The organism is Phytoactinopolyspora endophytica (assembly GCF_004138495.1).
In the GTDB taxonomy this organism is placed as follows: Bacteria; Actinomycetota; Actinomycetes; order Jiangellales; family Jiangellaceae; genus Phytoactinopolyspora; species Phytoactinopolyspora endophytica.
The window spans coordinates 163,113-164,009 of sequence record NZ_ML142851.1; the positions used below are offsets into that span (position 1 = coordinate 163,113).

Annotated in this window: 1 pseudogene; it reads right to left on the reverse strand. The window is 71.8% G+C overall.

The window, feature by feature from the left end:
* Positions 1 to 78: 78 nt before the first annotated feature.
* A pseudogene (locus ELR45_RS40510) lies at positions 79 to 897 on the reverse strand (cobyrinate a,c-diamide synthase); the annotation flags it as partial.

The following is an 897-nucleotide window of genomic DNA, read 5'->3' on the forward strand; positions in this document are numbered from 1 at the left end:
GTACCGGGCTTGTGGGTCGGCGTCGTCGTTCGGTGAGAAACGCCACGGCTGAGCCGAGCTCGCTGCTTGGCGGCCGCCTCAGCGGGCGATGGAGCGGGCGGCGTCGGCGAACCGGCGTGCTAGGTGCGGGTGTCCGGCCCAGTGGACGTGCAGGTACGACGCATGCAGAAGCGGCGCGGCGAATCCCTCCGGTGTGTCCGCCCAGGTCCAGGCCGCCGAGATGGCTTCGCCATGACGCGGCGTGACTTGGGTGCGGTGGAACTCGTGCCCGGTGACCTGCTCCCCGGCGTGTGTGAGGACGTTGTCGCAGGCCGCCGTCGCGGTGCGGTATCCGAGCGTACGCCGCTCGGTCATCCGCGCCGAAGCGTCCAGGACGCCGGTCATCGGGTACCCGTCCAGGTCGCGGCAGAGGTAGGTGAGTCCGGCGCACTCGGCGACGATCGGGACACCACCCGCCGCGCCCGGTCGGCGGACGTGCTCGCGACCGTGCACGTCGTCATCGGCGGCGTTCCGGGCCAGCCGGGTCACGGCGTTGCGTAGCGCGTCGTTCGAGGTCAGTGGCTCGGCGTGTACCTCGGGGAATCCACCGCCGAAGTACAGACCGGCGCACTCCGCGGGCAGGGCCTCGTCGTTCAGCGGGTCGATGTCGACGACCTCGGCGCCGGCGGCACGTAGCAGCTCGACGTTCTCGGTGTAGCGGAATGTGAACGCCTCGCCTGCCGCCATCGCGATCACCGGCCTGACCAGGCCGGCTTCAGGCACCCCGGGACCTAGGGCCGCGGCCGGGTCCCAGGGATCCGAGCGCAACGGTGGCGCGGTCCGCGCGGCACGGACCACCGCATCCAGATCCACGCCCTCGGTGATCCAGGACCGGAGCCGGCCGAGCATCTCGGCCGA